The 26,791-nt window shown below is 56.1% G+C and carries 25 protein-coding genes and 1 riboswitch; of the genes, 12 read left to right on the top strand and 13 right to left on the bottom strand.

Annotation, left to right across the window (positions count from 1 at the left end; translation table 11 throughout):
* Window positions 1-2 precede the first annotated feature (2 nt).
* The 5 genes from AC0TNJ_RS19360 to AC0TNJ_RS19380 form a co-directional block, all read right to left on the bottom strand.
* Window positions 3-1,601: a M20/M25/M40 family metallo-hydrolase gene (locus AC0TNJ_RS19360; protein WP_473772415.1), complete on the bottom strand. Its 1,599-nt coding sequence runs from the start codon at window positions 1,599-1,601 to the stop codon at window positions 3-5.
* A gap of 138 nt (window positions 1,602-1,739) precedes the next feature.
* Window positions 1,740-2,504: an amino acid ABC transporter ATP-binding protein gene (locus tag AC0TNJ_RS19365; protein WP_473772086.1), complete on the bottom strand. Its 765-nt coding sequence runs from the start codon at window positions 2,502-2,504 to the stop codon at window positions 1,740-1,742.
* Window positions 2,501-3,157 (bottom strand): amino acid ABC transporter permease, encoded by a 657-nt coding sequence (locus AC0TNJ_RS19370; RefSeq protein ID WP_473769386.1) that lies wholly within the window; start codon window positions 3,155-3,157, stop codon window positions 2,501-2,503. The genes AC0TNJ_RS19365 and AC0TNJ_RS19370 overlap by 4 nt, the downstream gene beginning before the upstream one ends.
* 11 nt (window positions 3,158-3,168) lie before the next feature.
* Window positions 3,169-3,816: an amino acid ABC transporter permease gene (locus AC0TNJ_RS19375; protein WP_411506577.1), complete on the bottom strand. Its 648-nt coding sequence runs from the start codon at window positions 3,814-3,816 to the stop codon at window positions 3,169-3,171.
* Window positions 3,817-3,908: 92 nt separating this feature from the next.
* Complete coding sequence (locus tag AC0TNJ_RS19380) at window positions 3,909-4,685, bottom strand: ABC transporter substrate-binding protein (protein WP_473772087.1); 777 nt, start codon at window positions 4,683-4,685, stop codon at window positions 3,909-3,911.
* A 359-nt stretch (window positions 4,686-5,044) separates the two neighbouring features.
* Between AC0TNJ_RS19380 and AC0TNJ_RS19385 the strand changes: the two genes are divergently transcribed.
* Window positions 5,045-5,461 (top strand): Lrp/AsnC family transcriptional regulator, encoded by a 417-nt coding sequence (locus tag AC0TNJ_RS19385; RefSeq protein ID WP_122002333.1) that lies wholly within the window; start codon window positions 5,045-5,047, stop codon window positions 5,459-5,461.
* An 11-nt stretch (window positions 5,462-5,472) separates the two neighbouring features.
* Here AC0TNJ_RS19385 and AC0TNJ_RS19390 read toward each other — a convergent pair whose 3' ends face one another.
* Entirely contained in the window at window positions 5,473-6,135 is a 663-nt protein-coding gene (locus AC0TNJ_RS19390; RefSeq protein ID WP_473772088.1) for a pyridoxamine 5'-phosphate oxidase family protein, read from the bottom strand.
* Between the two features lie 81 nt (window positions 6,136-6,216).
* On the opposite strand from AC0TNJ_RS19390, the gene pdxR reads away from it, so the two are divergent.
* The 3 genes from pdxR to AC0TNJ_RS19405 all read left to right on the top strand — a co-directional run bounded on the left by pdxR (window position 6,217) and on the right by AC0TNJ_RS19405 (window position 10,144).
* The gene (gene pdxR, locus AC0TNJ_RS19395; RefSeq protein ID WP_473772089.1) at window positions 6,217-7,638 is read left to right on the top strand and encodes a MocR-like pyridoxine biosynthesis transcription factor PdxR; all 1,422 of its coding nucleotides are present in this window, start codon (window positions 6,217-6,219) and stop codon (window positions 7,636-7,638) included.
* Window positions 7,639-7,753: 115 nt separating this feature from the next.
* Entirely contained in the window at window positions 7,754-8,815 is a 1,062-nt protein-coding gene (locus tag AC0TNJ_RS19400) for a glycoside hydrolase family 25 protein (RefSeq protein WP_473772090.1), read from the top strand.
* A gap of 162 nt (window positions 8,816-8,977) precedes the next feature.
* Window positions 8,978-10,144, top strand: coding sequence for an MFS transporter (locus tag AC0TNJ_RS19405; RefSeq protein ID WP_473772091.1), 1,167 nt, complete (start codon window positions 8,978-8,980; stop codon window positions 10,142-10,144).
* Here AC0TNJ_RS19405 and AC0TNJ_RS19410 read toward each other — a convergent pair.
* From AC0TNJ_RS19410 to AC0TNJ_RS19430, 5 genes are all read right to left on the bottom strand, one after another.
* Complete coding sequence (locus AC0TNJ_RS19410; RefSeq protein ID WP_122002402.1) at window positions 10,089-11,009, bottom strand: homoserine O-succinyltransferase; 921 nt, start codon at window positions 11,007-11,009, stop codon at window positions 10,089-10,091. The two genes, AC0TNJ_RS19405 and AC0TNJ_RS19410, sit on opposite strands and share 56 nt — an antisense overlap.
* Before the next feature lie 43 nt (window positions 11,010-11,052).
* A riboswitch (SAM-I-IV-variant riboswitch) is annotated at window positions 11,053-11,162 on the bottom strand.
* 140 nt (window positions 11,163-11,302) lie between these two features.
* Entirely contained in the window at window positions 11,303-12,025 is a 723-nt protein-coding gene (locus AC0TNJ_RS19415) for a copper homeostasis protein CutC (RefSeq protein ID WP_473772092.1), read from the bottom strand.
* Window positions 12,022-12,972 (bottom strand): ROK family protein, encoded by a 951-nt coding sequence (locus AC0TNJ_RS19420; RefSeq protein ID WP_473772093.1) that lies wholly within the window; start codon window positions 12,970-12,972, stop codon window positions 12,022-12,024. Before AC0TNJ_RS19420 ends, AC0TNJ_RS19415 begins: the two co-directional genes overlap by 4 nt.
* A gap of 84 nt (window positions 12,973-13,056) precedes the next feature.
* Entirely contained in the window at window positions 13,057-13,833 is a 777-nt protein-coding gene (locus AC0TNJ_RS19425; protein ID WP_473772094.1) for a VOC family protein, read from the bottom strand.
* 36 nt (window positions 13,834-13,869) lie between these two features.
* Complete coding sequence (locus tag AC0TNJ_RS19430) at window positions 13,870-14,595, bottom strand: DUF899 domain-containing protein (RefSeq protein ID WP_473772095.1); 726 nt, start codon at window positions 14,593-14,595, stop codon at window positions 13,870-13,872.
* 88 nt (window positions 14,596-14,683) lie between these two features.
* On the opposite strand from AC0TNJ_RS19430, the gene AC0TNJ_RS19435 reads away from it, so the two are divergent.
* The 6 genes from AC0TNJ_RS19435 (at window position 14,684) to AC0TNJ_RS19460 (ending at window position 22,662) form a co-directional block, all read left to right on the top strand.
* Window positions 14,684-15,136 (top strand): MarR family winged helix-turn-helix transcriptional regulator, encoded by a 453-nt coding sequence (locus AC0TNJ_RS19435; protein ID WP_473772096.1) that lies wholly within the window; start codon window positions 14,684-14,686, stop codon window positions 15,134-15,136.
* Window positions 15,137-15,667: 531 nt separating this feature from the next.
* On the top strand, window positions 15,668-17,245 hold the full coding sequence (locus AC0TNJ_RS19440) for a peptide ABC transporter substrate-binding protein (RefSeq protein WP_473772097.1): 1,578 nt from the start codon (window positions 15,668-15,670) through the stop codon (window positions 17,243-17,245).
* Between the two features lie 111 nt (window positions 17,246-17,356).
* Window positions 17,357-18,934: a peptide ABC transporter substrate-binding protein gene (locus tag AC0TNJ_RS19445; protein ID WP_473772098.1), complete on the top strand. Its 1,578-nt coding sequence runs from the start codon at window positions 17,357-17,359 to the stop codon at window positions 18,932-18,934.
* A gap of 72 nt (window positions 18,935-19,006) precedes the next feature.
* Window positions 19,007-19,930: an ABC transporter permease subunit gene (locus AC0TNJ_RS19450; RefSeq protein ID WP_122002322.1), complete on the top strand. Its 924-nt coding sequence runs from the start codon at window positions 19,007-19,009 to the stop codon at window positions 19,928-19,930.
* On the top strand, window positions 19,923-21,056 hold the full coding sequence (locus tag AC0TNJ_RS19455) for an ABC transporter permease subunit (protein ID WP_122002321.1): 1,134 nt from the start codon (window positions 19,923-19,925) through the stop codon (window positions 21,054-21,056). The genes AC0TNJ_RS19450 and AC0TNJ_RS19455 overlap by 8 nt, the downstream gene beginning before the upstream one ends.
* 1 nt (window position 21,057) lies before the next feature.
* Window positions 21,058-22,662 carry an ABC transporter ATP-binding protein gene (locus AC0TNJ_RS19460; protein ID WP_473772099.1) on the top strand — a complete coding sequence of 535 codons (1,605 nt, stop codon included), beginning with the start codon at window positions 21,058-21,060 and terminating at the stop codon, window positions 22,660-22,662.
* A gap of 57 nt (window positions 22,663-22,719) precedes the next feature.
* Here the strand turns inward: AC0TNJ_RS19460 and AC0TNJ_RS19465 are convergent, their stop codons facing one another.
* A complete protein-coding gene (locus AC0TNJ_RS19465) occupies window positions 22,720-23,865 on the bottom strand; it encodes a GGDEF domain-containing protein (RefSeq protein WP_473772100.1) in 1,146 nt (381 codons plus the stop codon).
* A gap of 220 nt (window positions 23,866-24,085) precedes the next feature.
* Between AC0TNJ_RS19465 and AC0TNJ_RS19470 the strand changes: the two genes are divergently transcribed.
* Complete coding sequence (locus AC0TNJ_RS19470) at window positions 24,086-24,388, top strand: DUF982 domain-containing protein (protein ID WP_122002318.1); 303 nt, start codon at window positions 24,086-24,088, stop codon at window positions 24,386-24,388.
* A gap of 275 nt (window positions 24,389-24,663) precedes the next feature.
* On the opposite strand, the gene AC0TNJ_RS19475 is transcribed toward AC0TNJ_RS19470, so the two are convergent.
* Window positions 24,664-25,710 carry an NAD(P)-dependent alcohol dehydrogenase gene (locus tag AC0TNJ_RS19475; protein ID WP_473772101.1) on the bottom strand — a complete coding sequence of 349 codons (1,047 nt, stop codon included), beginning with the start codon at window positions 25,708-25,710 and terminating at the stop codon, window positions 24,664-24,666.
* A gap of 182 nt (window positions 25,711-25,892) precedes the next feature.
* On the opposite strand from AC0TNJ_RS19475, the gene AC0TNJ_RS19480 reads away from it, so the two are divergent.
* The gene (locus tag AC0TNJ_RS19480) at window positions 25,893-26,780 is read left to right on the top strand and encodes an AraC family transcriptional regulator (protein ID WP_473772102.1); all 888 of its coding nucleotides are present in this window, start codon (window positions 25,893-25,895) and stop codon (window positions 26,778-26,780) included.
* The last annotated feature ends 11 nt before the right edge of the window (window positions 26,781-26,791 follow it).

A 26,791-nucleotide genomic window follows, 5' to 3' on the forward strand; every position in this document is an offset into this window, starting at 1 on the left:
AGCTAGGGCTTCAGGAAGCGCGCGGCTATGCCATAAAGAAACTGCGGCAGCACCGTAAAGGCGTAGGGAGCGTAGACCCGCTCCAGCCGCTGATGGTACTCGCGACCCCATGGACCGATATTCACTACGGGATATGAAAGCGCCTTCGGATTGGCACGGTCTATGAACTGAGCCGCCGGTGTATTGGCCGCGATGACTTCACTATCCGCTGCATCCGGCATATGACCGAAGAAACTCATATCGGAGATACCGGCAAAGATTTCACGATATCGGATTGTCGTATCGAACTGATGCTCTGCCTCCAAACGTGCGGTTTCCAGAGCTCCAGCAAAACGCTGTTCCTCTGCCGTTTCAGCTCCCATGCGAACATGCGGATAGACGAGACTTCCAAAGCCGATAATCACCGTCGGGCCTGTAACACGCGCCTCCGCCACCATACGGTCCACAAGTTCGCGCGTAATGAGAAGCGGGTTGTCGCTGCTTGAAAGTTCAGCCTCCAGCACCGCGATCCGTTCCAGCGCCGCATCACCGCCGACGCGCCGAACCTCCTCGCGCAACTCCGCTGTGGTCAGAATTCGGCCCTTGTGATTGACATTCGCCTCGCTGCCAACCAGCTTTGCAAACCGGTCCGCCTCGACATTGAAATGCGTGATTGCACGATCCAGCGCCTCGCCGACAACCGCCTTGAACCGCTGGAACAACGCGTCAGGCGAGACGGAATGGGTCAGCCAGTTGAACGCAACCCACGTCCGTTCCGGAGTGGTGACTTCATAGCCGCCCCGGAAATCCCGCGCTTCAAGGCAGATAGGCGGCGGCGAAACCTCCCCGTCACCCGTGTCGCAGAGAGCCGCATTGGCTTCGACTGCCCGCATGATTTCTGACGCAATGAGATGCGCGCTGACCCCTTCGAACGGATAGCTCGCATGGGACGGTTGCCCAACCACGAAAGCAAAGGGAAGCTGTTTGCCGATGGTACCACGATAGATGGCACGGCCTTCCGCTCCGTCACCCTGATCGCTTGTTGCATCCAGATTGATACCAGCGACAATATCGAGACCCCAGCGTTCGGCAAGTTCCGGCAGGGCGTCGCGCAGGCTGCGCATTCCACGCGATCCGCGCTCTTCGTCAGGGGTAGCGAACAGGATCAAATTGCCTTCGCGATCCGGCTGCTGCGAGAAACGTTCCAATACTGCGATACCGGCGGCGACCCCGCTCTTCATGTCGAGCATGCCGCGTCCGGGGATATAGTTCCCGCTCTGAAAATCGGAGAGAGCCTTTTCCTCGTTCGGTGCGAGCGTGCGACTGGTAAGATCTGCCAGAAGCGCTTCCAGCAAGGCGTCCGGTTCAAAAGCCAAATGCTTCAAATCGCGATAATTGGCGGTTTCCACCACATCGAAATGACCAGCCAGCGCCAAAGTCCGTCGTCCGCTACCGCGAACCACCGCAATAACATTCTTGGTCATCGGCGAACCGTGACTGTCGACAACGGCAATGTCGTCCGGATTTTTCTGGAAATAGGGAATCTCGCGCAAAAGCTCGGCAAGCTTCGGACCAAACGATGCCTCGTCAGGTGTCCCGGTCTCACTCGGCCATCTTACCATGCGATAGGAGAGTTCTCGCACCCGTTCCGTCGGGTTCCATTCATTTTGGCTTGCCACGGTCTTCCTCGCTCAATAGTTCCCCGCCTCCGTACCTGGGTGAGGCACAGACGGGTCTTCACAATCTGATTTAGCGTCGATTTACTGGTTGAGATGCTTTCTCAGGAACGCTCTCGTTCTTTCATTTTCCGGGTTGGTGAAGATCACGTCCGGTTTGCCTTCCTCGACCACCACGCCTTTGTCCATGAACAGCACCTTGTCGGAAACTTCAGCCGCAAAGCGCATTTCATGGGTCACGATCAGCATGGTCATATGCTCCTGCGCGAGCTGTTTCATGACCTGATTGACTTCCTCAACCAGCTCCGGATCGAGCGCGGAAGTGGCTTCGTCGAACAGCATGACTTTCGGCTGCATGGCAAGCGCGCGGGCGATGGCAACACGCTGCTTCTGCCCGCCCGACAGACGCGACGGATACATTGAAGCCTTATCGGCGAGACCGACTTTCTTCAAAAGCGAAACGGCTAGTTCCTGTGCTTCCTGCTTGCTCTTGCCCTTCAGTTTGATAGGCCCGAGCGTGATGTTCTCCATCACGTTGAGATGCGGAAACAGGTTGAAGTGCTGGAAAACCATGCCCATTTGCTGGCGCACGGCATTGATATGCCGCTCGAAGGCACGTCCGCTCAATGGCTGGTTTACCTGAACACCATCCAGCAGTATCTGGCCTGAATTGACTGTTTCGAGATGATTGATCGAGCGAAGCAGCGTGCTTTTACCGGAACCGGAAGGACCGATAATGGCGATGATCTGGCCGCGTTCAACCGACAGGTTGATGCCCTTGAGAACCTCCAGTGCGCCATAAGCCTTGTGGACGTCGCGCACTTCCACCATGGGTTTGTTGTTGCTCATCGGTAAGCCTCGACTTTCTTTTCCATCCAGTGCAATCCGGCTTCCAGGATGAGATTGAGTACGTAGAAGATCACTGCGGCAGTGATATAGAATTCAAACGGGCTGTAGGTTTCGCTGATCGCCTGCTGCGATGCGTGCACCAACTCGGTAATGCCGATTACCGACACAAGCGCCGTGTCTTTCAGAAGAGCAATCAGATTATTACCCACCTGCGGCAGCGCATTGCGAACGGCTTGCGGCACGATGATGTAGCGCAAGGTCTGGGCGCTGCCGAAACCCAGCGAACGGGCGCCCTCATTCTGCCCCGGATCGACAGTCAGGATCGCGGTGCGAAACAGATCAGAATTATAGACCGCAAAATGCAGGCCAAGGCCGATAATGCCGGTCCACACGGCGGGAATGTTGATGCCGATCTGCGAGAGGCCGTAATAGAGCAGGAAGAGCTGCAAAAGCAGCGGGGTCCCCATGAAAAGCCAGATGAAGAAGCGGATAGGATAACGCACCAGCCAGTGTCCGTAGAGAACAAGCAAGGCAAAGGCGATGCCGCCGAAGAAGCTGACGATGGATGACGAAACTGCGATGATAAGCGTCCACCAGACGCCAGTCATCAGGAGTTCGGTGTAGGGCGGGACGATGGAAAAATCGAGTTGCATAAAATCACCGCCTATTTGAGCGCGTAGCGGGCTTCGAGAAAATCGACGAAGCGTGCAACGATATAGATGAGGACCATGTAAATGGCGGCGGCGATGCCAAAAATCTCAAACGGACGATAGGTTGAGCCGATGAAACGTTGGGCCGTATAGGTCAATTCAACGACGGAAATCGCCGAAACCAGGGCGGACCCCTTGATCAGCATCACGGTGTTGACCCCGAGAGAGCGGATCATCAGCCGGGCTGCCTGCGGCAGCACCACAAAGCGCATGGACTGCCCGCTGCTGAAGCCGATGGAACGGGCGGCTTCGTTCTGACCGGCATCCACTGTCAGAATGGCGCCTCGCATGGCTTCGGCGTAATAAGCACCGATATTGAGCCCGAGACCGATGGCACCGGCTGCGAAAGGCTCAAGATTGATGCCGATCTGCGGTCCGCCGAAATAAAGAACGAAAAGTTGCAGCAGGCACGGTGTGCCGCGAAACACGCTGACGTAAGCCGTTCCGATGAAACGCAATGGCCAGAAGCGCGACAGTTTCGCGGTTGTGGCAAGTGCACCGACACTCAAACCGATAAGAATGGCAAGCGCCGAAATTTCGACGGTAACCAGGGCGGCCTCCAGAAAATATGGAAAGACCTCCGCCATCAAAGAGAAATTCATCATCTCCCCTTTCCTGTCTGGACAACCAAGCCGGAAAGATATGTTGCCGGGACGTTCATTCTAACTGTCGCCCCGGCAAGGGTTTCATAGGGTTAGCGGATGTCGCGACCGATCCACTTCATCGAGATTTTCTCGTAGGTGCCGTCGGCCTTCATGTCATCGAGGGCCTTGTTGATCGCATCCTTCAGTTCGGGATTCCCCTTGCGCAGAGCGATGCCGACATTGTCGGTGCCCTGAAGCTCCGGCGTATCGAGCTGGCGAACCTTTTCGCCGCTTTCCTTGATAGCGATCAGGATCGGAATATCATCCGACGCAATGGCGTCGACGCGGCCTGAACGAAGCTCTAGCAGCAATTCCGGAATGCCCTTATAGGTGCGAACCGTCCAGCCGCCCTGCTCGCGCGCCCACTTGTCGCTGGTTTCGCCAAGCGTCACGGCAATGGTCTTGCCCTGCTTCAGTTCATCCATGGACTTGACCGGGGAAGCTTCCGTCACGAAGATGCCGCGCCCGCCGCGATAGTAAGGGCCAGCGAAGTCGACGGCCTTTTCGCGCTCCGGCGTGATGCTCATGCTGCCGACGACAACGTCGAACTTGCCCGCGCGCAGCCCTGCAATGATACCGTCGAAAGCCGTGGTTACGACAACCGGCTTAACATCGAGACGCTTGGCGATTTCGGCGCCGATATCGACGTCAAAGCCGACAACCTGATTCTGGCCGTCGACAAAGCTGAAAGGCGGAAAAACGCCACTCATGCCGATGCGCAATTCGCCGCTCTGCTTGACCTTTTCGAGATCGTCGGCATGGGCAGGTGCCAGCATCATCAAAGCGCCGACGCCAGCTGCAATGAGTGAAGATAGAAGGGTTTTCATTTCATTTTCTCCTAAGTGATCGTAACGCGATCACGGGCGATGCCCGTTCCGAGCGCGCGATGTGGCGCATCTTTCCAGATTGTCGACGCCCGACAGGCGGCGGCAAATTTCTCGGGAAAACCTATTCGGAACGGAAAAGATCGTCGCGCCCCGGCTAGCCAGGAGCGGCAGAAGAAAAGCGCCATCGATCCACCTCCGAATTCCCCTTGCCGGTTGCGTGCTGCTTATCCGGCTTGTTTGTTTTTAGGCACGCTAACGGAGCAAAGGATCAACGAAAACGCCATTTATGTATAGAAATGTCCAGTAATCTGCGATAAACGCAATCAGATTGGCGAAATCGTCAAAATGGCGGTGTGGTGATGGATGATCTGGACCAGCGATTAATCTCGGAACTGCGTATCAACGCACGCGCGTCAATCCCGACGCTTGCGAGCATTCTTGGGGTAGCGCGGGGCACGATCCAGAGCCGGATGGAACGCCTGATAGCTTCAGGCGTGATTGCAGGCTTTACGGTTCGGCTGAAGGATCACGGGTCGACCGACATGATCCGCGGCATTATGATGATCGAACTCACCGGGCGAAACATCAAAAGCGTGATCGCGACATTGCGTAAAAATCCCGGATTTTCAGCAGTGAACACCACCAACGGAACGTGGGACCTGATCGCCGAGATCGAGGTTCCCAACATGAATGAATTTCACCGGCTTGTAACAGGTATCCGGGCGATGGATGGTATCGCAAAGTCCGAGACGCATCTCTTTCTCGGACCTGCTTAAGTCCTGGTTGTTTATTCGGCGGCTTCCGCCACATATCCGAACTGCGTAACGCCTTGCGGCGCGGCGACGCCCGGCAAAACACGTCCGTCATCGATCGGCGCACCGATCTGCGTGGTCATCGGAATGACGCCTGCCCAGATCGGTAGCGCATAATCGGCATCGTCGTCCTTCGGTGGGCCAGAACGAACCTTTGCCGAGGCTTCGTTCAGTTCCAGTTCGAGAAGCATGGTGGCCTTCAACTCCTTTGCCATCATCGGGCGCAAACCTTCCCAGCGGCCGGGGAAAAGACCGTTTACGAAACTGCGCAAGTGATGTTCTTTCGCCGTCACATCCGAAATTTTACGCGCGGTTCCGAAAGCCATGACCGAGCGATAATTGCACGAATGATGAAATGCCGAGCGGGCCAGGACCAGCCCGTCGAGCAATGTAAAGCTCACACAGACTTCGGCTTCATCGCAGCTTTCCAGCATTCGGCTGGCGGATGATCCATGCCAATAGATGAAATTGCCTTCGCGCCAGACCAGCGTCGGTGTGACATAAGGCGTTCCATTGAACACATAGGCCACATGCGCGAGCGGTTGAGCATCGATGATTGAATGAACCGTGGCTGCGTCATAGGCGCCGCGCTCGTGAATGCGTTTTACACGGGTGCGTTCGGTGGGGGCTTTCGTCATGGCCGATATTTCTCCTTTATGTTCGGTCAAACTGCCCGCATAGTGGCATTGGGAAAATAACCACTTTAATCGAATAAGATAATGCCAATTTCCAATACACTTCCGGAATTCGGGATTGATCGTGCCAGCGATATCTCGCTCACCGCGCAACTGGTTGATCAGATCAGGCAAGCGGTTCTGGCCGGTCGGCTGAAGCCGAACGCAAGGTTGCCATCCACACGTAGCCTGTCACTGGAACTGGGGCTGTCCCGAACGACTGTTCTCGCCGCATTCGACCAATTGATTGCCGAGGGCTATCTGGAAGGACGGCAAGGCTCGGGCACGCATGTCACCGCGGAACTTCCCGATACCAGCCTGACCATCGACCCATCGCCCCTCCCTGCGAGAACCCAGCCGCGATTACATCGTGAAGAAGCCAAAACCTTTCGGCTTGGTGTGTTCGATAGCGATCATTTCCCGCATGACCAGTGGGGCAAACTGCTCGGGCGCATTTGGCGCAATCCTTCAGCCGATCTATTGAGCAGCGACGATGTGTTTGGTTTCCATCCTCTGCGGTCATCGCTGGCGCGTCATTTGCACGAATGGCGGGGTATGATCGTATCGCCGGAACAGATCATCATAACTGGCGGCAGCGCAGACGCCCTTTCACTCATCCGTGAAGCCTTGTTTACCCCCGGCGACAAGCTGTGGATGGAAGAACCAGGGTATCCACCGGCTCGCAAAATCCTGGGTGTCAATGGTCTCGACATCGTCCCGGTGCCGGTTGATGGCGGCGGTCTTGATGTTTCTATAGGTCGGAACGAGGCCGACAATGCGCGCGGTGCTTTTGTTACACCTGCCCGGCACCATCCGACAGGCGTAACCATGACTTTGGCGCGCCGTCTGGAACTGATTGCCTGGGCAAGAGAACGTGATGCGATAATTATCGAGGATGATTACGACAGTGAGCATCGCTATGTCGGCCAGCCGCTGCCAGCGCTGATGTCGCTGGACCCCGACCGTATTCTTTATATCGGGAGTTTCTCCAAGGTCTTCTCGCCCCTCTTGCGGCTCGGCTTCCTGATCGTGCCGTCGCATAGAGTGGTTCAATTTCGAGAATTACGGCAGACGTTGTTTCCCGCGCCATCGCCGCTGGCCCAGCCAGCTCTGGCCGCTTTCATTGAAACGGGAGCTTTTGCTCAGCACATAAGACGTATGCGCCGCATCCATGCCTCGCGCCGCCGTAAACTCATAGCAGCACTTGCACCCGGTGAACCGGACCTGTTTCGAATTGAAGCCCCTCCTGCCGGACTATCCTTGCTGCTGGCTTTGCCGGAGGGGCAAAGCGATACACATCTCGCATCCGTTCTGGCAAAGGCTGACATTGAGGTTCATCCACTATCGACGCTTTTTACGAAACTGACGCCCCGTCAGGGACTTATTCTCGGTTTCTCAGGATTTGACGAAACCACATTGGAGAAATCTGCAACAGCTTTGATAAAAATCCTCAGACAGTCGATTTAGAGATTTCGCATTAGCAATTTCGTAAACTTTGGATTCAGCTTTTCCCGGTAAACTTTGATTAGCAATTAGCTCGGGAGGAGCGTTGCAGCCCATTTGTTTTGCGTTACGGGTGCTCATGCGTTCTTCGGTTGTATCAGTCATTGCCCTTGCCTGCGCCGCTTTGACGGGCTGTACGTCAAGCTCCGGCGTCGACAGCATCATGCTCCAGTCGAAAACCTCGGCCGAGACTACGAGTTCGGTGGTGCGCCCGGTTCCGCCCGCTCCTTTGAGTGAAATGGCGAGCGCACCCCAACCGATGCCTACCGCCAGCCAGGAGGAAGTACTGGCATGGGCAGGCCCTATTCCAGATGCCGGTCCATTCAAGGCAGAACCGCCAGCACGCGTTGCACCACAGCCACAAGAACGGCCACAGGCCCGGATTTCAGTGCCGGCTCCCGAAGTCGCGGCCTATCCGCCGGTGCGTCTCACACCGCATGAGCGCTCCAGAATCTACAGCCATCGCTTCCGCGATGCGAAGCCGATCAATTTCGGACGCTCTTCGCCGCGCAAGCTTGCAGTGCACGGCGTGGACGTATCCCGCTGGCAGGGCGATATCGACTGGGCGAGACTGCGCACGCAGGGCGCCAACTTCGCCTATATCAAGGCAACCGATGGCGGGGACCATCTGGACCCCATGTTTCGCAAGAACTGGCGCGAGGCAAAGGCAGCCGGCATCAAACGCGGTGCATACCATTTCTTCTACTGGTGTCGTGTAGCAAGCCAGCAAGCCGATTGGTTCATCCGTAATGTTCCCAAGGAAGCCGATGCGCTTCCGCCTGTCATCGATGTCGAATGGAACGGCGATTCCTCCTGCAAGCGACGACCTTCCCCGGCGCAGGTGCGGGAAAAGATGCAGGTCTTCATGGACAAGCTGGAGCAGCATTATGGCAAGCGCCCAATCATCTATACGGCACCAGATTTCTACGACGACAACCTGAAAGGTGCTTTCACCAATTATCCTTTCTGGCTGCGCGCCGTTGCCCAGCATCCGTCCAAAGTCTATCCGGGTCGTCCATGGACCTTCTGGCAGTATTCCGGATCGGGCCTGTCGCAGGGCGTAAACGGAAAGATCGACCTGAATGTCTTCCATGGTTCCGAAGACGACTGGCACAGATGGCTGGCGCGCGCCGCCAGCTAGGGTCAGGACCTACTCGCGCGCGGAACTGGTCAAGGATTGGTTTGAATGTTATGAGACCGTATCAGGGATAACCGAAGCTTTGCCTCGAAACCCGGCATGCAACATCGCCATGCCGGGCCATTTGCTGTCCGCATGGTGTTACCATGAAAGGGAATGGCAAATATGGACACCCGGCTATTTGTGCTGGCGCTGGCAACCTTCGTCACTGGTACCGCCGAGAATATCATCATCGGTATTCTTCCGAGCATTGCCCCCGGTTTGAGCGTTTCCGTCAGTGTCGCCGGACAACTGACTTCGGTTTTTTCGATTACTTTTGCGCTCACGGCTCCGCTGGCACTCATCCTCACAACACGGTTCGAGAGGAAAAACATTCTGGTCTCAGCGTTGGGCATTTTCATAGCAAGCAATATCATTGCATGCATCAGCCCCAATTATGCGATCCTGTTTGCCGCGCGGATCGGCATGGCCGCAGCCAGCGCAATCGTTTGCCTGATTGCAACCATGCTCGCCACAGAACTGGTTAGTCCCGCAATGCGCGGACGCGCTATCGGGATTATATTCATGGGCATCAGTGGATCGATGGCGGCTGGCGTTCCGACCGGAATGATCCTCGACGAATGGCTAGGTTGGCGCGCGGTTTTCCTGGGTCTGGCGTTAGCAGCAGCTCTGGTGTTCCTCCTGTCATTACGCGTGTTACCAAAGACTGGACGCAATCCCGGCGGTTTGCCACCTTATATGCCGCACCTGAAATCCTCACGGCTAAGGTCAGCCCAACTGGTTTCTATCTTGATGATCGGCGGACATTTCGTATTGTTCGCCTATCTTTCATCCTACCTTCTGGAAGTGGTCCACATTCCCTCTCACAAGGCCATCTGGGCGATGGTGGCCTTCGGATTAGCCGGAATGACCGGTGGTTATCTCGGTGGCTTGCTTGTCGACAAACTGTCGCCACGGCTGGCTATTGTACTGACACCGCTTCTCTATCTGACGGCGTTGACGGCGATACCGCTTGCAGTCGGCTCGGGCACAATTTTTGGCACAGCGCTGATGGCATGGGCCTGCGTCAGCTGGATGATTTCGCCCGTGGTTCAGAGCTTTCTCATCACGACCGATCCTGCAACAGCCGATGCCGGTGTCGGGATCAATCTGTCAGCCATGCATGTGGGCGTAGCGCTTGGCACCGCGATGGGTGGGCTTGTTTTGCAGCACCTATCTTTCCACGCCCTTCCCTGGTTCGGGTGCATTCTGGTCGCGCTGTCCTTGCTGTGCGCTCTTAACGCTTCCCGATTTTTTCCAGGTCGTAGGGCGTCGATTGATACATCTCGTTAATCCAGTTTCCGAACAGAAGATGCGCGTGGCTCCGCCAGCGATTTTCCGGCTGGCGTGTCGCATCGTCTCCGGGGAAATAATTCGCCGGAACCTTGGTGTCGGGCTGAACCTGAATGTCGCGGAAATACTCATCTGCAAGCGATGTGGTGTCGTACTCCACATGATTGAACATATGCAACGAGCGGTGATGCGGATCGTCCAGCAGACAGAGCCCCGTTTCCGGACTATCGACCAGCACCTTCAGCCCGCTATCAGCCGGAATGTCGCTCTTGCGTACCTCGGTCCAACGTGAAACCGGGATCTTGAAATCGTCCGAGAATCCCCGGAGATACGGCGAAGACGGCGCAAGGTTGCGCTGGCTATAGACGCCAGAGGCCTTGCCCGGCAGTTCATACTTGCCCATGCCGTGGAAATAATGAACGGCGGCCTGCGCTGCCCAGCATATATTCAGCGTCCGGTGCACATGGGTCTGGGTCCAGTCGAAAACACGCTGCATTTCGTCCCAATAGGTAACTTCCTCGAATTCGAGGCGTTCCACCGGAGCACCGGTGATGACAAAACCGTCAAAGCGTTGATCCTGCACATCTTCCCACGGCTGATAGAAGGACAGCATGTGATCGGCAGGCGTGTGGCGCGCCACATGATTGGTGATCCGAACAAGGGTCAACTCCACCTGCAACGGCGTTGCGCCGAGAAGGCGCGCAATCTGCGTCTCGGTGGTGACCTTGTTCGGCATCAGGTTGAGAAGACCGATTTTCAACGGGCGAATATCCTGACGAATGGCATCTGCTTCGCGCATGACCATAACGCCCTCGGCCTGGAGAACACTGGTTGCTGGCAGATCGTCAGGAATTTTAATCGGCATAGTCGCGTCGGTCCCTAGTTTGTAGCGGAGCGGACGCAAGTGGCTTTATCCGTATAATTGCCGGTTTGGCCACATCCTCTCTTTGCGGAGAGTACCACCTTGCCCGGAAAGGCAGGTTGGCGTTGGGCGTCGCCCCAACTCTTGATGTGATGCCACTTCTACTCAATCTCTTTCGGGGTGGCAATAGGGTTTAAGTGCCACCCCGAACTGTTTGAGAAATTTCCTTTTCACGAGCTGACCGGTGCGCGAAATCAGCACTGTCATAGACACACGGAATTTGGAATGAACGGCCTTTAAGTATGTTCGATTGCGGCTTTCAGCTCACTCACACGCCGGGCTGCTGTCCGAAATGATTGTTCTGTCGCAAATCCAAACGTGACAGCGCGAACATCCGTCTCGGGGACAGGTGCACGGCATGAAGCATGTATTTCCGTCACGCCTGTCGCATCTACTATGCGCCTCACGTTCTCGGCCTTAATGCCGCTGCCTGGCATGATGCTGATACGACCGGCGGCCATTCCAGCCAACAGCCGCAGATTATCCAGTCCCTCCTCCGCCGTTTGTGACAGACCGGACGTTAGAATACGTTCGAAACCGAGCGTAATCGCCTGTTCTAGTGCTGTCTTCATATCAGGAACCAGATCAAAGACGCGATGAAGCGTCGTTCCGAGGCCTTGCGCCTCTGCAACCAGCCTCCGCAACATCGCAACATCAAGAGAACCGTCAATCAGCGAAGCGCCAACGACAACACCCGCCAAACCGGCATTTCTTGCGTTGCGGATATCGGACATCATGATGGCTTCGTCTGCTGCCGAAAAGCAGAAACTGCCGGCGCGGGGTCTGACCATTGCGTACACCGGAATTGGTGCCTGCGAAGCAAGTTCCATCAAGGATTGTGAGGGCGTCAAGCCGCCCAGTTCAAGGGCGGAACAGAGCTCGATGCGATCCGCGCCGCCTTCAATTGCCGAATGAAGACCTTCGGCGCTATCCACGCAGACTTCCAGTAACACGCTCACGCCTGATGCCCCAATATTGCTGCTCCCACCAGACCGCCGTCGCTGCCAAATATACCGGGGACGACTATCGGCTGTTCTGTCTTTCGCAGGATTCGGGTCCTCACCGCCTGGTCAATGGCAGAAATCAGCTCTGACGCGGTGGCAAGACCACCACCTACGGGGATGATTGATGTGCCGGTTACATTGACAACAGCGGCCAGCGGATCGGCTACCAGCTGGAGATAGGCGGAGACTGTTCTCGCAGCCTTCTGACAACCGGCGAGCCAATCCTGTAAAATCCTATGGCTGGTTGCATCGGCAGCATTCAGAAATCGATGCAGTCTCTCAATCCCCCGCGCGCCGCCAATGGTATCGACACAACCGCTTTGCCCACAGCCGCAATTGAAGCGTGGGACAGATACGGCCTGACCGTTAATCTCTATGGATGTGTTGAGGATCGGGCCGTGCCCCCATTCGCCGGTCAGTCCGCCCTTACCTCGAACCAACCGACCATCCACAACGAGCCCACCGCCGACGCCTGTGCCCAGCACAGCACAGAAAACAATGTCATGTCCTTTCCCAGCCCCTTCGATCGCTTCGGCGAGCGCCAGGCAATCGGCATCATTGGCCGCGATGACCCGACGTTGCAATCGCTCGCCAAGTTCCACGCTCAGCCTGTGACCTGTAATGCAGGGAATATTTGCCGACAGAGCAGTCGTCGTATCCGGATCGACCAAACCGGCGATGGAAAGAGCAAGTGGCCACTCGTCGTTCGACGCGTGAGTCTGTAGCGCGATTTCCAGCGCGCGACCAAATTCCTCCCAGTTGTCAGCGGGAGTGGGCAACTTTTCGAGAAGCTCGATATTTCCCGGATGCGTGGAGCGCGCAAGCCGAATGAAAGACCCACCGACATCTGCCGAGAGAACAGTCCCAGACCTTTGAGACTGACGCGCCCTTCTGTCCTGCATGGGTCGATCTTCCGCCGATACGTTTCGATGTAGCATCCAATCATCGTAAATGTATCGGCAGTCAATCGCGGAGTGCAGTATTTCCTACGGTTTCGACGCTACAAGCGAGATGTTCACGCCTTGCGGGTCCTTGCATTGAACAACCCACTCGCCGTTCGGCACCTCCATTGGTTCTTGCAGGACGGTTCCGCCAAGAGACTTGACCCTGCTGGCTGCATCCTTGACCCCTTCCACCATGAAGTAGAAACCCCAGCCGACTGGTGTTCCGGGAGGCGCGGTCATGATGCCGCCGTGATCGGCGCCGTCGACGCTGAACACCTTGTAGTTGCCCATAGGCCCCATGTCGAAATTGCGTGAAAGCCCCCAGCCGAACACCTTCTCGTAGAACGGAAATACAGTCTCGCAATTCTGGGCATAGAGTTCGTGCCAGCCCGGATGCCCTGGCTTGCGCGAACCGAAATCAGCAGGCGGCGGCATGTCGTCTTTCGGCTCAAAAAGTGCAAAGACGGCACCTTGCGGATCCGAGACAATAGCGAACCTTCCGATGTTCGGAATGTCCTGCGGAGCTCTCAAGACCTTGCCGCCCTCCGCCTTTACCTTATCCGCGAATTCATCGGCATTCGCTACGCCGACATAGCCGATCCAGCCGGGTTTGCCGTCGCAGTCCTCCTTCGGCATGTCCGCTATCGACATCATGCCCGCGATCATGCATCCAGGCACTTCGAAAAGCGTATATTTCATGCCGGGAACGCCAGCGTCTTTCGCTGTCCAACCGACGACTTTCGTATAAAAATCCTGTGCGTTGTCAGCATCTGTGGTCATGAGTTCGTACCAGACGAACGGAGATGCGCGGTTTTTCATTGAATGTACTCCCTTGGATATTTGTCGTTGGGGCGGTCAGCCGCAACAGCTATGTTTGGAAGCCTGCGTCTCATACTCATCATGCCGCTTAACGAAATGCATCGTGCCGTTTTCGTTGCGGCCCTTGGGCGCACGGTCTAGGATCATCAGCGTACCGATCCATTCTTCAATGCCACGGGCATAGCTGGAATAGGTGTGATAGATCGTACCGCTTTCATCCTTATAGAAGGCGCTCATGCCCGGCAGTTCATCGAAAGCATCCTCCGCAGGAAGCTTGTCAAAATTATAGAACACCCGATTGTTTTCGAGTTCATCCTTCGTGAAGGAGACGTGATAATCGAAATTGAAATCACTGCCTTTCGACGAAACCCATGGGAAGTGCCAACCCATTCGCTTCTTATAGGCTTCAAGCTTTGCAAGCGGTCCGCGCGAAACGGCAACAAGCGTGACATCGTGATTGTTGAGATGAGTTATCGTACCGTCAAAATTATCCGCAAGGAACGAACATCCCGTGCAGCCTTGTTCCCAGTCAGGCCCGAACATGAAATGATAGATCAACAACTGGCTGCGCCCGTCGAACAGATCGGAAAGGGTTTTCCGTCCCGAAGGCGTATCAAACATGTAATCCTTGTCGACCTTTACCCACGGCAGGGCTTGCCGCTCTCGATTGACCTTGTCGCGCAGATGGGTGGCTTCTTTCTCGCTTGCCAGAAGCGCGCGCCGCGCGTCCAGCCAAACTTCTCGGGATACGACCTCGTTCATGGTGCAAGCCCTCCTCCGGCTTTTGCTCCGCCCGTCGATTTCAATCTTCTTGCTTGACGATTTACATTGATATCAATATTAATAAGCTATGTCAAATAGCCACGATGTGCCTTTCGAAACAACGCTTTTAGTTCGCGACACCTGCCTTTGCTTGCATGTTCAGCGCGCTGCGCGTGCCCTCGCCCGCCGCTTTGACGATGCCCTCCGTCCTGTGGGGCTGACAAATGGCCAATTCTCACTGATGATGTCGCTCAATCGCCCGGCGCCCCCTCCAATGAAGCCGGTTGCGGAGCTTCTGGCGATGGATCAAACGACACTGACGGCGGCGCTAAAGCCGTTGCAGCGGCAGGGCTGGGTGGAAATCATCGTAAATCCCAACGACAGGCGTGAGCGGTTATTGCAACTCACACCGGAAGGAAAAGCTACTCTTGCGGCAGCCGTCCCAATATGGAAGGCTACGCATTCGGAAATTGAGAAGCAGCTTAAAAACGGCAATGGCGATGAAATTCGTCGAGACTTGCTGGTTATGTCATCAGTCTAGGCTTCAGATTCAATTGATCCCCCATGTTACGACAGCGACGATGCAGCAGAGGTTGCCCCTTGCAAGGGTTCGCCCTGTTTCCGTTCACAGGCGCCATAGAGCTTCCAACAATATGGGTGTCAGAAACTAGCTGCATCGCATCCGATCAGGTCAGGCAGGCCGCTTAAAAGCAGTATGTCGCCCCTTTCCGCAAACGGACCGTCAATATCAAGGCACAGGCCATAACAGCCTCGTTCTGAAAATCGTGTGTGTAACTTTTAGCGAATCGATCCGATTCTGGCCGCATTTCAACTGCCATCCGAACTCAGCAAATCGCGGAAATTCCGGCGTTTTCCGGGCACTTTCAGCTTGGGCCGCAACTTGTAAATCCGATGAAAACGCCTGGTTCCGTACCCGAAACGCGACGCTTAAATTGCTCGATAAATTGTGAATATATTAATCAAGTCAAAGTGTTGATAAGTTCTCTTGCAAGTGGCGCGCTTATCCATAAGATGCGAGCCATTTCAAAAATTTCAACGGAGGGGTTCTCAGATGTATCGTAAATTTCTACTGACAGGTGTGTGTCTTCTGGCGCTGGCCGGTGCCGCTTCAGCCGCAACCGTTCTCAACCGCGGCAACGACACCGATCCGGCGACGCTTGACCATCACCGCACCTCGACGGTCTCCGAAGGCAACGTGCTGCGAGACCTTTATGACGGCCTGACCATTCAGGACGCAGACGGCAAGGCTATTCCCGGCGTGGCCAAGTCCTGGGATATTTCCGAGGACGGCACGGTCTACACGTTCCATCTGCGCGATAACGCGAAATGGTCGAACGGCGATCCGGTCACCGCAGGCGATTTCCAGTTCACCTTCCGTCGTTTGATGGACCCGAAGACAGCGGCCGGCTATGCCAGCATGCTGTTTATCATCAAGAACGCCGAAAATATTGCAACCGGCAAGGCACCGACGGACCAGCTTGGCGTCGAGGCGGTCGACGATCACACGCTCAAGGTTACGCTGAACTCCCCTGCTCCATATTTCCTTGAGCTTCTGACTCACCAGACCGGTTTCCCGCTGCACCAGAAAAGTGTCGAGGCCAATGGCGACAAGTTCACCACGCCCGGCAAGATGGTGACGAACGGCGCTTATATGCTGGAAAGCTTCACGCCGAACGACAAGATCGTGATGAAGAAGAATCCGTATTACTACGAAGCGGATCAAGTGAAGATCGATACGGTCAACTGGATACCGTTCGAGGACCGCGCGAGCTGCATGCGCCGCTTCGAGGCCAAGGAAGTGCAGATCTGCTCCGACGTTCCGGCCGAGCAGATGGACTATGTGAAGAAGAACCTTTCCAAGGAATTCCGCATGGCGCCATATCTCGGCGTCTATTACCTGCCGGTGAAGGGCAAGACCGCAGACAGCAAGCTGAAGGACCCGCGCGTCCGACAGGCGATTTCCATGGCGATTGACCGCGATTTCATCGCCAATCAGGTCTGGCAAGGCACCATGCTGCCGGGCTATTCGATGGTTCCTCCCGGCATCGCCAACTATGTGAAGGATGCGCCGAAACTCAACTATTCCGACGATATGCTGGATCGTGAGGACAAGGCCAAGGAACTGTTGAAGGAAGTAGGCGTCGAGCCAAACACGCTTTCGATCGAACTGCTCTACAACACTTCGGAAAACAACAAGAATACGATGGCGGCCATTGCCGATCAGCTTGGCAATATCGGCATCAAGGCTTCGCTGAACGAAACCGAAGGCGCGACCTATTTCAACTTCCTGCGTGAAGACGGTCCGTTCGATATCGCCCGCGCGGCCTGGATCGGCGATTATAACGATCCGCAGAACTTCCTCTATATCAGCCAGAGCAATGTCAGCTTCAACTATTCCAAGGTGAAGAACGCCGCTTACGACGAGAAGATGGCAGAAGCTGAAAAAATTACCGATCTCAACGAGCGCGCCAAGACACTGGCAGAAGCCGAACAGCTGAAGCTTGACGATATGAGCAATATTCCGATCCTCTATTATTCATCGCGCGCTCTCGTTTCGGACAATATCAACGGTTGGAACGACAACCTGATGGACAGCCACAAGACCCGTTGGCTTTCTTTTAAACAATAAATTTTCAGCTTGGCTGCGTTGTCTGACGCAGCCCTTTTTTCTTCGGTGCTTCCGGAGGGCCTCTTTTTTGTTGGGGCTTACATTTTCTAGTAAAGCATATGGGAGTTTCTAATGGTTCGCGGAATTTTGATGACAGGCGTTTGCCTGATGGCGTTGAGCCAACCAGCATCGGCAGAAACAGTGCTCAACCGGGGCAACGACACCGACCCCGCCACGCTGGACCAGCATCACACCACCACTATTTCGGAAAACCGTGTCCTGCGCGACCTTTATGAAGGTTTGCTCGCTCAGAACGAGAAGGGCGAAGCCATCCCCGGCGCCGCTGCCTCATGGGATATTTCAGACGATGGCCTCACCTACACGTTCCACATGCGCGAAAACGCCAAATGGTCGAATGGCGATCCCGTTACCGCTGGCGATTTCGAGTTCACTTTCCGCCGCATCATGGACCCCAAGACGGCTGCCGGTTACGCCAGCGTCCTCTATGCCATCAAGAATGCCGAGGAAGTGGCCACAGGCAAGATGCCGGTTGACCAGCTTGGCGTGAAGGCGCTTGACGACAAGACCCTTCAGATAAGCCTCAAGAATGCTGCCCCTTATTTTCTCGAATTGCTGACCCACCAGACCGGTTTCCCGCTCAACCGGAAAGCCGTCGAGAAATTCGGCGACAAGTTCACCCTGCCCGGCAATCTCGTGACCAATGGCGCCTATACGCTTGTCAGCTTCAATCCCAACGACAAGATTTCCATGAAGAAGAACCCCAATTACTGGGATGCTTCCAACGTGAAAATCGACGCGGTGAACTGGATACCTTTTGAAGATCGTGCAAGCTGCATGCGCCGTTTCGAGGCGAAAGAAGTCGACATCTGCTCCGATGTTCCAGCCGAGCAGATGGATTATGTGAAGAAGAACCTGAGCGGCCAGTTCCGCCTCGCCCCTTATCTCGGCATCTATTATGCGGACATCAAAGGCGAGCCGTCGAGCAAGCTGCGTGATCCGCGTGTGCGCCGCGCCATATCAATGGCTGTCGACCGTGACTTCATCGCCAATGAAGTCTGGCGCGGTGTGATGCTGCCAGCCAATTCAATGGTGCCGCCCGGAATCGTGAATTACGTCAAGGATGCGCCGAAGCTGGATTTCGCAGACGAGGACGTGCTGGACCGTGAGGACAAGGCCAAGGAATTGCTGAAGGAAGCCGGTGTAGAGCCTGGAAGCCTTTCGGTGACCCTGCGCTACAACACTTCGGAAAACCACAAGAATACAATGGCGGCAATCGCCAATATGCTGGGTAATATCGGCATCAAGGCAACCCTCAATGAGGTCGAGGGAACGACCTTCTACAATTACCTTCAGGAAAAGGGGATGTTCGACATCACCCGCGACGGCTGGATCGGCGATTACAACGATCCGAATTCGTTCCTGGAGCTTTATACCACCGGCAATTACTTCAATTATGCCGAATGGTCGAACAAGGATTATGACGCGCTGATGGCGAAATCCGCAACGACAATCGATCTCGCAGAACGGGCGAAAATACTTGCTGATGCGGAGAAGATTTTGCTCAGCGACGGGGCCGTCGTGCCGCTGCTGTATTATTCGTCCACCGCTCTCGTTGCCGACCGCGTTCAGGGTTACCAAGATAACCTCATGAATTCGCACGCCACGCGCTGGCTTTCGATCAACAAATAAAGCCAGAACCAAAAATACCCTCAGGGGTTGCCGGATCGTTCGTCGACGATCCGGCAAAGAAGGGAAAAGAACATGCTGGGCTATACGCTCCGACGATTGGGTAGTGCGATACCCACGATTTTCATCATCATCACGCTGACGTTCTTCCTCATCAGGCTTGCGCCGGGCGGACCTTTCGATCTGGAACGCCCGATCGATCCGCTGATCCTGGAGAACCTCAAGAAAGCCTATAATATGGACGCGCCGCTGTGGCGGCAGTATCTGATTTATCTGGGCAATCTGGTGCAGGGCGATCTCGGGCCGAGCTTTACCCGGCGTGACTTTACAGTGAACGACCTCTTTGCTTCCGGCCTGCCGGTTTCGATCGTGCTCGGCGCGCTCGGCCTGACGCTTGCCGCGATCATCGGGACCTTCCTCGGCACGCTCGCCGCGCTGAAGCAGAATTCACCGATCGACTATTTCGTTGTCGCTCTCGCCACATTCGGCATCACCACGCCGACCTTTGTCGTGGCCCCTCTCCTCAGCCTTCTGTTCGGTGTCATTCTCGGCTGGGTTCCGGCGGGCGGCTGGTCCTCGGCGAATATAACCTACTGGATACTGCCGGTCCTTACGCTTGCATTGCCGCAGGTCGGCGTCATCGCGCGCCTCGTGCGCGGCGCAACGATTGAGGCATTACGCGCCAATCACGTGCGCACGGCGCGAGCCTATGGCCTGCCTTCCCGCGTGGTTGTGGGCGTTCATGCGTTGCGCGCCGCCATGCTTCCCGCCGTTTCCTATCTCGGCCCGACCGCCGCCGGCCTTCTCACCGGTTCGGTCGTGGTCGAAACTATCTTCGGCATCCCCGGCATCGGCCGTTACTTCGTGCAGGGCGCGCTTAGCCGCGATTACACCCTCGTCATGGGAACCGTTGTCGTCATTTCGGTCTTCATCGTGGCTTTCAACCTGATCGTCGATCTTCTTTATGCATGGCTTGATCCGAGGGTTCGCTATGACTGATCTTACCGCTCCGACCGAAACAGCCCAGCTGGAAGTTCCCAGCCGCTCGCTCTGGCAGGATGCATGGCTGCGCCTGCGCAAGAACAGGGCCGCCGTGGCGAGCGCCATCGTGCTTCTCCTGATGGCTTTTCTGGGTGTGTTCGGCCCCATGCTGAGCCCGCATCCCTATGACAAGATTTATCCGCAGTTCGTGCGCGTCTCCCCAAGCCTCGAAGCCTATCCGCGTGCCGATACGATCATGCCCGGGCTGGAACAGGTGCTGGCCCGCGCGCGGCTGAAAGCCGCTGGCGAGCCTGAACTGACCGGCAATTCGCTGGTGGTCAACGTAACGTCGCAACGCCCGACGGACGAGCGCGTGCTGCGCTATTTCGAGCGTTCCGACCTGTTCGGCAATCCGAGGATTGAACTGGCGCAGGACGGGCTTTCGGGCAAGTTGACGCTCAATGTCAGCCGCAACTATTTCCTGCTCGGCACCGACAATCTGGGCCGCGATCTGCTGACGCGCATCTTCATCGGCGTTCGCATGTCGCTTGCCATCGGCCTGCTCGCTTCCGCGATGGCTCTGGTTCTGGGCGTGTCCTATGGCGCGATCTCCGGTTACCTAGGCGGACGCGTCGACAATGTGATGATGCGGCTGGTCGATATTCTCTATTCTCTGCCCTTCATTTTCTTCGTGATATTGATGCTCGTCTTCTTCGGGCGATCGATTTTCATCATCTTCATCGCCATTGGCGCGACGGAATGGCTGGACATGGCGCGCATCGTGCGCGGACAGACATTGAGCCTCAAACGGCAGGAATTCGTGCAGGCAGCGGAGGCGCTCGGCGCAACGCGGCGCGGCGTCATCACCCGCCACATCATTCCCAACGCACTCGGTCCCGTTATCGTTTTCGTGACGCTTCTGGTGCCGAAGGCAATCCTGCTTGAAAGCCTTCTTTCCTTCCTCGGTCTCGGCGTGCAGGACCCCCTCACCTCTCTGGGGCTCCTGATTTCCGAAGGCGCCCAGAACATGCGCGGCGCCAGCTGGCTGTTGATCTGGCCTGCCGCGACGCTGACCATCATCCTGTTTGCGCTGAACTTCCTTGGCGATGGCCTGCGCGACAGCCTTGACCCGAAGGATCGCTGAGATGACGAACGAAAACATTCTGAGCGTGCGTGATCTGCGTGTCACCTTCGATACGCATGATGGTCCGGTTGAGGCCGTGCGCGGCATCAATCTTGATGTCAAAGCCGGTGAAACCATCGCCATTGTGGGCGAATCCGGCTCCGGAAAGAGCCAGACGACCATGGCGATGATGGGCCTCCTGGCCCAGAACGGCAGGGCAACCGGTCAGGCGCTTTATCGTGGACAGGATCTGATCGGCATGCCCGAAAAGAAGCTGAACAGGATACGCGGCGCAAAGATCACCATGATCTTTCAGGAGCCGATGACCTCGCTCGATCCGCTTTACCGCATCGGCGACCAGCTTGCCGAGCCGCTTCGCTATCATCGGGGCTTGAGCAAGAAGGATGCGCGCCCGCGTATTCTTGAACTGCTGAAGCTCGTCGGCATCCCCGAACCGGAGCGTCGCATCGACAGCTATCCCTATGAGCTGTCGGGCGGGCAGCGCCAGCGCGTCATGATCGCGATGGCGCTCGCCAACGAACCGGACATCCTGATCGCCGACGAACCGACGACCGCGCTCGACGTCACCATTCAGGCGCAGATTCTGGATCTCCTGGCCAATCTGCAAAAGCGGCTTGGCATGGCGGTGGTTTTCATCACGCATGATCTCGGCATCGTGCGGCGCTTTGCGGATCGGGTCTATGTGATGCGCTCCGGCGAAGTGGTGGAAACCAACGATACGGAGAAACTCTTTACCACGCCGGAGCATCCCTATACGAAGATGCTGCTCAATGCGGAACCGGAAGGTGAAAAAGCCCCTCCCGGCGACGAAGCGCCCGTGCTGGTTCGCGCCGATAATGTGAAGGTCAACTTTCTCATCAGCAAGCCGTGGCTCGGCGCCGCCAACTACCTCACAGCCGTCAACAATGTCTCGCTGACGCTGAAGCAGGGCCAGACCATCGGTATTGTGGGTGAATCCGGTTCGGGCAAATCCACACTGGGCCGCGCCATTTTGCGGCTGATCGCCTCCGAAGGCCGCATCGCCTATCTGGGGCAGGAATTGCCGCGCGAGCCGCAGGCAATGCGACCGAAGCGCCGCGAATTGCAGCTCGTCTTTCAGGACCCGTTCGGCTCGCTGAGCCCCCGCATGACGGTCGGGCGCATCATCACCGAAGGGCTTCTGATCCACGAACCCAACCTTTCGGCAAAGGAGCGCGACCGCCGTGCGCAGGAAGCGCTGAAGGAAGTCGGTCTCGATCCGGCCATGCGCAACCGCTATCCGCATGAATTTTCAGGTGGCCAGCGCCAGCGCATCGCCATTGCGCGCACGATGATCCTGAAACCGCGCGTGATCGTGCTCGACGAGCCGACAAGCGCGCTCGACCGTTCGGTGCAGAAGCAGATCGTCACCCTTCTGCGCGATCTGCAGAAAGAACATGGGCTGTCCTATCTGTTCATCAGCCACGATATGGCGGTCGTTCGGGCGGTGTCCGATTATGTGATCGTGATGAAGAACGGAAAGATCGTCGAACAGGGCGACACCGAACAGGTCTTCGATCATCCGCGCGAGGATTATACCAAAGCTCTGATGGCGGCGGCGCTGAGCGAAGAACGCTTCGGCACCTGACAAGCTGACGGAAATGGGCCAGATTTTCAGGCCCATTTCCATCCTTGATCGGAGCGTTCAGGCGACGCTGTGCAGCTCTGTGCATACCTTGTTGCGCCCCAGATGCTTGGCGCGATAAAGCGCGGCGTCCGCCCGGTGGAATACGGTCTGGAAGTCACGATCTCTCGGCGTAAAGAAAGCGATGCCCGCACTGGTCGTCGTAGAAAAATCTCCCGCCAGAGCTTCAAAAATTGTCGCTGCAAAGGCTTTGCGGATCGCATCAGCCAAAGCAAGAACCTCGCTGTTCTGTTTCTGCCTCAGGACCAGCACGAACTCCTCGCCGCCGACACGCGAAATCAGGGCCTCGCATCTGACATGGCTGCGCAGGACATTGGAAAAGGTTCCCAACACCTGATCGCCGATAATGTGGCCGTGCGTATCATTGATCGACTTGAATGCATCGAGGTCGAAGATCACAACGGAATCCCCGAGCTGCAATTCATCGTGGGTCAGCACATCGTAAAGGGCGCGCCTGTTCAGCAATCCGGTCAGGCTGTCCGTGCGTGCGTCGTTGGCATGGCGGCGCGCGATACGCGACTGGGTGAAATTCAGCGATAAAGCGCCAATGCCCGTAATCCCGATGATTGCCGTTATCGCATTGATGTTTTCAGCCCAGTTGCTGGGGATGGCAGTCATCACCCATTGCCGTTCGTACAGGATCACCACACCGCACAGAAAGAATGAAATCGCCGTCAGGACATAAAGCGCAATCATGCCTGTCACAGGGACCGGCGCCTCGCGATAGACGTGGAAATACTCTTTCGCCGTCATCAGGAGCAACAGGGCCGACGTCAGGTTGAAAATTGCCGTGCCGGTGCCCGTCTGCCCCGCCAGAATGGGAAGTATCGTGGCGCAGATGACGGCAATCGCTAGGAGGATCAAAAAGCGGCTGCGAACCGCACGACCCGAAATCTGTCGTGAACCCAGTATCAGCAGTATGAAGCCGACGTTTTCGAGGCTGAAGGCGACGATCGAGGCCGTGGCCAGCGGTAGCGGCCCGGCATAATAAAGCACAGCCCCCGTGCCGAGCAGGATCATGCCAAGGCAACCCCACAGCAAGAAGCCATCGTGGGAATTCTGATACCAGACACTCAGGATCGTCAGGGCCACTGCCAGGGAGCAGATACCCGCCGCAAAAAACAGTGTATTCTCGTCAAATCCCAAAGATACGTTCCCCCGCCGCAAGATGCTGCCCGACAGACTGTACTTCAGCTCTTTGTAATAAGCGATAAGCAATGTGGTATGCCGAACAAGCATCCGGCGATGCGACGTCTTAACTGCGGAATCTAAAAACTTTTTTATTCCACCCACTTGAACAGCCGCAGCGGCTTCCTAAATCGACGCCGTCACACTAACATTTTCGTTCGATCAAATGGAGGTTCTGATGAGCGACCGTTTGTTTGACAGTCCTGTATTTGTTAAGGACGGCCCCTATCTCATTCGCGAAATTGCCTGCGTTGAAGACGCAATAGACTATCTTTATGAATGGCCGGAGCACGACCGTGATGTCATCTATGAAATGACATGGAAGGCGTGCTGTGATGCGCAGAACGGTCTCAAACCTCTGAACGTTGCGCGCCATGCGATAGCCGGCTTCGCCCTCAAGCGAAATATTCTCGAAGAACCCCAAGCAGCAATTCCATGGACATCGAACACTCGATCTGGCGGCGGCAGAGTTCCGGCATAGGAGCTTCCCCTCATGCACTGGTATTTTATAATCGAGGGTACGATCCTTGCGGCTTTTCTGACGGTAACAGCCGCGCTGGTTTGGAAAAATCTGCGCAGACGCTGAGCATTTCCAGCAAAAGTGTGAAACGGTTTTGCGTTCGGAAATGCGGAAAAACCAATAGATAGAAAAGCAAAACCCCGACACAAACGGGTCGGGGTTTTGCTATTTCAGGATAAGGACAGGCATTCCAGTATTTCAATCAAAACGGGAAATGCTCCATCCTTCGATATGCGTCATGCTGCCAGCGAAGCCATGTCGATCACGAAGCGGTAGCGAACGTCGCTCTTCAGAACGCGCTCATAGGCTTCGTTGATTTCCTGGATATTGATCTTCTCGATTTCGGAAACGATGTTGTGCTGACCGCAGAAATCCAGCATTTCCTGTGTTTCCTTGATCGATCCGATCATCGATCCCGCAAGCGACTTGCGGCCCGGAATGAGCGAGAAGGCATGCACCGGCACCATATGTTCGGGCACGCCCACGACCACCATCGTGCCATTGACCTTGAGCAGGCCCAAATAGGCATTCCAGTCGATGGCAACACCGACGGTGCAGATGATGAGATCGAACGAACCGGTCAGCTTCTCGAAGGTGCTTTCGTCGCTGGTGGCGTAATATTCATGAGCGCCAAGTTTCAGGCCGTCTTCCTTCTTGGAGAGCGACTGGCTCAGAACCGTCACATGCGCGCCCATGGCATTGGCAAGCTTGACGCCCATATGCCCGAGGCCGCCCATGCCGACGATGGCGACCCGTTTTCCCGGACCAGCATTCCAGTGGCGCAGCGGTGAATAAAGCGTGATGCCAGCACAAAGCAGCGGAGCTGCGGCATCGAGCGGAAGATTGTCGGGCATGGACAGGACATAGCCTTCCTTGACGACGATATGGTCGGAATAGCCGCCCTGCGTCCGTTCCTTTCCTTCCGCATCGAAGGTGTTGTAGGTCTGGATGAGACCGGGGAGATACTGCTCGTTGTCGACATCCCGGCTGGCGCAGCCGACGCAGGAATCCACGAAGCAGCCGACGCCGACCTTATCGCCGACCTTGAACTTGGTGACCGCATCGCCGACAGCCGTGACAACGCCCGCGATTTCATGCCCCGGAACGATTGGGTAAACGGCGTTCTTCCACTCATTGCGAACGGTATGGATGTCGGAATGGCAGACACCGCAATACTGGATCGAGATGACCACGTCATCCGCATTGGGTTCGCGTCGCTCAAAAGTGAACGGAACCAACGGTTCATCTGCATCCGTAGCAGCGTAACCTCTTGCTATGGCCATGATAGACTCCATTTATTGAATTTGGAAAGGCACGCGGAATATGCCGGAAACAGGCGCGGAAGCGGTAGACCGATCCTGCAAGCTTTTTGCACGATCCTGCAAAGGTGCCCGCTTCACGATTGCGACACAAGCCAGCGTGATAGATAGTTGCTTTATTCCAACTCATCCGAAGCGGATCATCCATGACGTCACTGACAGACACCTATAACGAGCTTGCCGCTCTCGCGGAGCGTTTCACCGGGCAGGACGGTGAATATCGCACACCAATCGAAGGTCTGGGGATCAGCAGGCGGACGACGCCAAGCATACCGTGCCACAGCAGCTATCGGCCCTGCCTCGCCATGGTGCTGCAAGGTTCAAAATCGCTGCGCCTCGGTTCCGAGACGATCAACTACACCAAGGGCGAATATCTGGTGACCTCGCTTGACCTACCAGTAACATGGCGGGTGGTTGAAGCGAGCCCGGAAGCGCCACATCTGTGCCTGGCCCTCGCCATCGACAGCGAAAAACTGACCGACCTGATCGGCCGTGTCGATGTTCGCAGACGGATGATGGCCGATGGCGATCAATGGGGGATCACCGTCAATGCCGCGCCTGCGGGATTGCTTGACGCGGTTCTGCGACTGCTGCGCCTTCTCGACAGTCCCGACGATATTCCAGTGATGGCGCCCCTGATCGAGCAGGAAATCCTTTATCGCCTTCTGACGGGTCCGGGCGGCGAACGACTGATCAACATTGCCACCGCCGACAGCCAGGCCAACCGTATAGCGCGGGCTATCGCATGGCTTCGCCAGAATTTTGCAGCACCGTTGCGGATCGAACAGCTGGCCGAACACGTCAATATGAGCGCGTCGTCGTTTCACCATCATTTCAAGGCGATCACGGCAATGACGCCGGTACAGTATCAAAAGCAGCTCCGCCTGAACGAAGCCCGCAGGCTCATGCTGGTCGAGCGGCTGGATGCCGGTACGGCAGGCCATCGCGTGGGCTATCAAAGTCCCTCGCAGTTTAGTCGCGAATATAGCCGCTTCTACGGAAACCCACCCATGCGCGACATTGAAGCAGCGTAGATAACAGAACG

The organism is Ochrobactrum sp. PL_is483 (assembly GCF_055816855.1).

What these genes read in the sequence shown, in the direction of transcription:
- AC0TNJ_RS19360 (WP_473772415.1), bottom strand. Translation starts at nt 1,601, where the DNA reads ATGGTAAGATGGCCGAGTGAGACCGGGACACCTGACGAGGCATCGTTT.
- AC0TNJ_RS19365 (WP_473772086.1), bottom strand. Translation starts at nt 2,504, where the DNA reads ATGAGCAACAACAAACCCATGGTGGAAGTGCGCGACGTCCACAAGGCT.
- AC0TNJ_RS19370 (WP_473769386.1), bottom strand. Translation starts at nt 3,157, where the DNA reads ATGCAACTCGATTTTTCCATCGTCCCGCCCTACACCGAACTCCTGATG.
- AC0TNJ_RS19375 (WP_411506577.1), bottom strand. Translation starts at nt 3,816, where the DNA reads ATGAATTTCTCTTTGATGGCGGAGGTCTTTCCATATTTTCTGGAGGCC.
- AC0TNJ_RS19380 (WP_473772087.1), bottom strand. Translation starts at nt 4,685, where the DNA reads ATGAAAACCCTTCTATCTTCACTCATTGCAGCTGGCGTCGGCGCTTTG.
- AC0TNJ_RS19385 (WP_122002333.1), top strand. Translation starts at nt 5,045, where the DNA reads ATGGATGATCTGGACCAGCGATTAATCTCGGAACTGCGTATCAACGCA.
- AC0TNJ_RS19390 (WP_473772088.1), bottom strand. Translation starts at nt 6,135, where the DNA reads ATGACGAAAGCCCCCACCGAACGCACCCGTGTAAAACGCATTCACGAG.
- pdxR (WP_473772089.1), top strand. Translation starts at nt 6,217, where the DNA reads ATGCCAATTTCCAATACACTTCCGGAATTCGGGATTGATCGTGCCAGC.
- AC0TNJ_RS19400 (WP_473772090.1), top strand. Translation starts at nt 7,754, where the DNA reads ATGCGTTCTTCGGTTGTATCAGTCATTGCCCTTGCCTGCGCCGCTTTG.
- AC0TNJ_RS19405 (WP_473772091.1), top strand. Translation starts at nt 8,978, where the DNA reads ATGGACACCCGGCTATTTGTGCTGGCGCTGGCAACCTTCGTCACTGGT.
- AC0TNJ_RS19410 (WP_122002402.1), bottom strand. Translation starts at nt 11,009, where the DNA reads ATGCCGATTAAAATTCCTGACGATCTGCCAGCAACCAGTGTTCTCCAG.
- AC0TNJ_RS19420 (WP_473772093.1), bottom strand. Translation starts at nt 12,972, where the DNA reads ATGCAGGACAGAAGGGCGCGTCAGTCTCAAAGGTCTGGGACTGTTCTC.
- AC0TNJ_RS19425 (WP_473772094.1), bottom strand. Translation starts at nt 13,833, where the DNA reads ATGAAAAACCGCGCATCTCCGTTCGTCTGGTACGAACTCATGACCACA.
- AC0TNJ_RS19430 (WP_473772095.1), bottom strand. Translation starts at nt 14,595, where the DNA reads ATGAACGAGGTCGTATCCCGAGAAGTTTGGCTGGACGCGCGGCGCGCG.
- AC0TNJ_RS19435 (WP_473772096.1), top strand. Translation starts at nt 14,684, where the DNA reads ATGTCAAATAGCCACGATGTGCCTTTCGAAACAACGCTTTTAGTTCGC.
- AC0TNJ_RS19440 (WP_473772097.1), top strand. Translation starts at nt 15,668, where the DNA reads ATGTATCGTAAATTTCTACTGACAGGTGTGTGTCTTCTGGCGCTGGCC.
- AC0TNJ_RS19445 (WP_473772098.1), top strand. Translation starts at nt 17,357, where the DNA reads ATGGTTCGCGGAATTTTGATGACAGGCGTTTGCCTGATGGCGTTGAGC.
- AC0TNJ_RS19450 (WP_122002322.1), top strand. Translation starts at nt 19,007, where the DNA reads ATGCTGGGCTATACGCTCCGACGATTGGGTAGTGCGATACCCACGATT.
- AC0TNJ_RS19455 (WP_122002321.1), top strand. Translation starts at nt 19,923, where the DNA reads ATGACTGATCTTACCGCTCCGACCGAAACAGCCCAGCTGGAAGTTCCC.
- AC0TNJ_RS19460 (WP_473772099.1), top strand. Translation starts at nt 21,058, where the DNA reads ATGACGAACGAAAACATTCTGAGCGTGCGTGATCTGCGTGTCACCTTC.
- AC0TNJ_RS19470 (WP_122002318.1), top strand. Translation starts at nt 24,086, where the DNA reads ATGAGCGACCGTTTGTTTGACAGTCCTGTATTTGTTAAGGACGGCCCC.
- AC0TNJ_RS19475 (WP_473772101.1), bottom strand. Translation starts at nt 25,710, where the DNA reads ATGGCCATAGCAAGAGGTTACGCTGCTACGGATGCAGATGAACCGTTG.
- AC0TNJ_RS19480 (WP_473772102.1), top strand. Translation starts at nt 25,893, where the DNA reads ATGACGTCACTGACAGACACCTATAACGAGCTTGCCGCTCTCGCGGAG.